This is a genomic window from Marinobacter sp., assembly GCF_041686475.1.
Classification (GTDB): Bacteria; Pseudomonadota; Gammaproteobacteria; order Pseudomonadales; family Oleiphilaceae; genus Marinobacter.
This window is the reverse complement of the sequence record NZ_JAWLDU010000123.1, coordinates 1-3,548: the sequence shown is the minus strand read 5'-3', so window position 1 is coordinate 3,548 and position 3,548 is coordinate 1. Positions and strand designations below refer to the sequence as shown.

Sequence of the window (3,548 nt, the reverse complement as noted above, 5' to 3'; positions counted from 1 at the left end):
GGGATCAGGTGCCGCAGTTCGCGCTGGTCTGCAGCCTCCCCGGCGGGCAGGTCACCCTGAAAGCAGGCCAGGTACTGTTTGGCGATGCGGGTGGCGTCCGCTTCGTCTGTGGCGACTATATCAACCACGCCATTACGGTTCTGGGTCGACACCGGGCCGACTTCCTCGGGCATGAACCGGCCAAGCCCGCCACCTTCAATCATCGCCGGACCGGCCATGCCAATGGTGGCGTTACCGGTGGCAATAATTACGTCACAACAACCGAGCAGGGCAGCGTTGCCGGCAAAACAGCGACCGGATGCGATGCCGACCAGGGGCACATTGCCGCTCAGCCGGGCCATGCGCATGAAGGTGGTGCAATCCAGCCCTGCTACGCCAACCCAGTCCACATCGCCGGGCCTGCCGCCACCGCCTTCGGTGTAAAACACCAGCGGCAGGCGTTGTTTTTCCGCCAGTTCCAGCATACGGTCGGTTTTCTTGTGATTCATCACACCCTGGGTGCCGGCGAATACAGTGTAGTCGTAGCTCATGGCCATACAGCGGGCGACGTCGGCGCCAAAGTGTTCGGCGTTGACCGTACCGATACAGGCCACCAGCCCGTCCGCCGGGCTGAGAGCCTGGAGTTCTTCCGGGCTCCGGCGGGTACGTTGCGCTGCCAGAGCCAAAGCACCGTATTCCATGAAACTGCCATCATCCAGCAGGTCTGCCAGATTCTCCCGCGCTGTCCTCTGGCCATTTTTGCGGCGCTTTGCCACTGCCTCGGGCCGTTGTTCGTCGGCCAGTTGATCATGGAGTGCAAGAACCTCTTGCAGGTCCGCGCGGACCTGTTCCAGGTCCACTGATTCCTCCGTCGCAGCTTCAACAGCGGCCACTTCTCCGGGTTCAACAAACATCAGTGGGTGATCCTCGTACACGGCATCACCGGTGCTGGCAGCCACAGCCATCACGCGCCCGCTTTGCCCGGCCTTGATCACAAACTCCATTTTCATGGCTTCCAGTACGGCAACCGGTTGACCCTCGACGATGGTCTGACCCGGTTCCACGTCAATACTGACGATAACGCCCTGGGCCGGGGAGTTGACCGGATCCGCACCATCCGGCCCGGCGGCAACCGGTGAAGCCTGGGCTTCTGTTGCGTCGGTTGCGCTGAAATAGCGATTGGGATGAGGGTTCGCGTCTGCAGTTACCAGCTCCGGCGCATGGGTGTCGATAAACCGGGTCGATATGTTATTCAATTCAGTCTGCTGGTGTTTTAACAGATTCTGCAGGAACGGAATGTTACTGGGAACGCCTTCCAGCCGGAATTCGCACAGGGCACGATAGGCGCGACGAAGCAGGGTGGTGTAGTCGCTCTCGCAATGAACGATCAGCTTCGCCAACAGGGAATCGTAGGCCGGGCTGGTGCTATAACCGCTGTAGCCGTAGCCGTCGATCCGGATACCGGGGCCGCTGGGCGGTTCATAGGCAGCAATTCTGCCGCCTGCGGGCCGGGCGCTGCCGTCTTCGGCCATGGTCTCCAGGTTTATTCGAAGCTGAATTGCCCGGCCCCTGGGGGCAGGTGGGCCGGAAAGTCCAAGCTCTGCGAGCCTCACACTGGCAGCAATCCTTATCTGGAGCTGTACCAGGTCCAGCCCGGTTATGGCTTCGGTGATCGTATGTTCGACCTGTATGCGGGGGTTGGCCTCGAGAAATACATAGTGGCCGGTTTTTGTGTCCACCAGGAATTCGACGGTGCACAGGCCGCGATAACCGACGGCGCTGGCAAGCATCTCGGCATCCGCCAACAGCTGGTCTCGAAGCGCCACTGCCAGGTCGGGAGCCGGCGCGATTTCCATGACTTTCTGATTGCGCCTCTGCAGTGTGCAGTCCCGCTCCCACAAGTGGGTGACGCCAGTGCCATCACCGATAACCTGAACCTCAATGTGTCTTGCCTCCGGCATCAACTGCTCGATGTACAGATCGCCGTTGCCAAAAGCCGCCGCTGCCTCTGACCGGCAGCGCTGAAACGCGGAATCCAGTTCCGCCAGGGAGAAAACCGGCCTCATACCGCGCCCACCGCCACCCGCAATGGCCTTGAGCATTACCGCGCCACCTTCGCCAAGGGACTCCATAAAAGATCTGGCGGATTCCAGGCTGGTGGGTTCGTTGGTGCCATGTATCAGGGGCACACCGTGCTTTTTCGCCAGTTGGCGGGCGCTTGCCTTGTCGCCGAAAACATCCAGCACCGCCGGTGATGGCCCGATAAAAAAGATGCCTGCCGCCTCACACTGCCGTGCGAAATCCGCACTCTCACTAAGGAAACCGTAACCGGGGTGAATAGCATCACACCGGTATTGTTTCGCGATGCTGATCAGCCGATCTCCATCCAGATAGGCAGCCGGCCCGGATTGCTCCAGGGCGACGGAAACGTCTGCTTTTCGAACGTGCAGTGACTGGGCGTCATCTGTTGCATAAACCGCCACGGTCGGTATCTCGAGTTCCGCAGCCGCCTGTGCAACACGGATCGCAATTTCACCACGGTTGGCAATAAGCAGACGTTGAAAAGGCATCGATCGGGGTATCCTCTGGAAAGTAGTGTTCGAATGAACAAATCAGCCTAGAACGATCACGCCGGGGGTTGAAGTGATCTTTACTTATCGCCCAATATCAACCGTATTGATTGTTGGGTTGATTCACTCTGAACTGGAGTACATATGTCGCGCTGGCTGATTATCGCAGGCATTGCGCTGGTGGTTCTGGGCCTTCTGCTCCATGTCGCGCCATGGCTGTTCCAGTGGTTTGGCAAGCTGCCGGGCGACATCAATGTACGCTCTGACAGAAGCCAGCTTTTCGTACCCATTACCTCCATGATCCTGATAAGTATCGTGCTGACGGTCCTGCTGAATCTTTTCAATCGTTAACTGATGGCGCAGGCAGACGACGTTTAGCCATTTGATTTGAAAAATGGAGTTGCCAAACCGCCATAAAACCATTAGAGTTTGCGCCCTCAAATGAGCGACGACGTTGCTGATTTGGAACAGTTTATTTAAAGAGTATTGGAGAGGTGGCCGAGTGGCTGAAGGCGCACGCCTGGAAAGTGTGTAAACGTTAATAGCGTTTCGAGGGTTCGAATCCCTCCCTCTCCGCCAATACAAAACCCCAGCAAAAAATGCTGGGGTTTTTTATTGGCTGATTGGCAGGGTAATGAACGGCGGAGCAAAGCGATGACGGCCCCGAAGGGCTGAGGGCCAAAGGCCCAATTAGTCCCTCCCTTAAAAATCTGTCTCCAGCTGTTCCCTGCGCCTGGCTTTCTTTACCCGGTACATCGCCTCATCCGCCAACGACAACAATGCCTCCGGCTCTTTCATCCGCGGCTCTGAGGTCACCACGCCGACACTGGCCCCTTCATAATCGATGTCCGCAACGCCGAGATGAAATGTCCCTTTGCTGAAATCCTCGATGCGTTTCTGTATGGCCTTTCTGCTATCCGAATACGCCTCGGAAACGGCGCTGCCGAACACAACAAATTCATCGCCCCCGATACGGGCAATGAAATCGCCTTCCCGCAG

3 protein-coding genes and 1 tRNA gene are annotated in these 3,548 nt (G+C 57.8%); 2 read left to right on the top strand and 2 right to left on the bottom strand.

Features of this window, described 5'->3' with window-relative positions:
* Nucleotides 1-2,549, bottom strand: a 2,549-nt coding sequence (locus ACESMB_RS14980; RefSeq protein WP_372971986.1) for a biotin carboxylase N-terminal domain-containing protein, incomplete at its 3' end; no start/stop codon positions are given.
* Between the two features lie 144 nt (nt 2,550-2,693).
* On the opposite strand from ACESMB_RS14980, the gene ACESMB_RS14975 reads away from it, so the two are divergent.
* Both ACESMB_RS14975 and ACESMB_RS14970 read left to right on the top strand, forming a co-directional pair.
* Nucleotides 2,694-2,900 (top strand): DUF2905 domain-containing protein, encoded by a 207-nt coding sequence (locus tag ACESMB_RS14975; protein WP_372927704.1) that lies wholly within the window; start codon nt 2,694-2,696, stop codon nt 2,898-2,900.
* A gap of 137 nt (nt 2,901-3,037) precedes the next feature.
* Nucleotides 3,038-3,128, top strand: a tRNA-Ser gene (locus tag ACESMB_RS14970).
* 123 nt (nt 3,129-3,251) lie between these two features.
* Here ACESMB_RS14970 and ACESMB_RS14965 read toward each other — a convergent pair.
* A partial coding sequence (locus ACESMB_RS14965; protein WP_372971985.1) for a diguanylate cyclase domain-containing protein occupies nt 3,252-3,548 on the bottom strand: 297 nt, incomplete at its 5' end.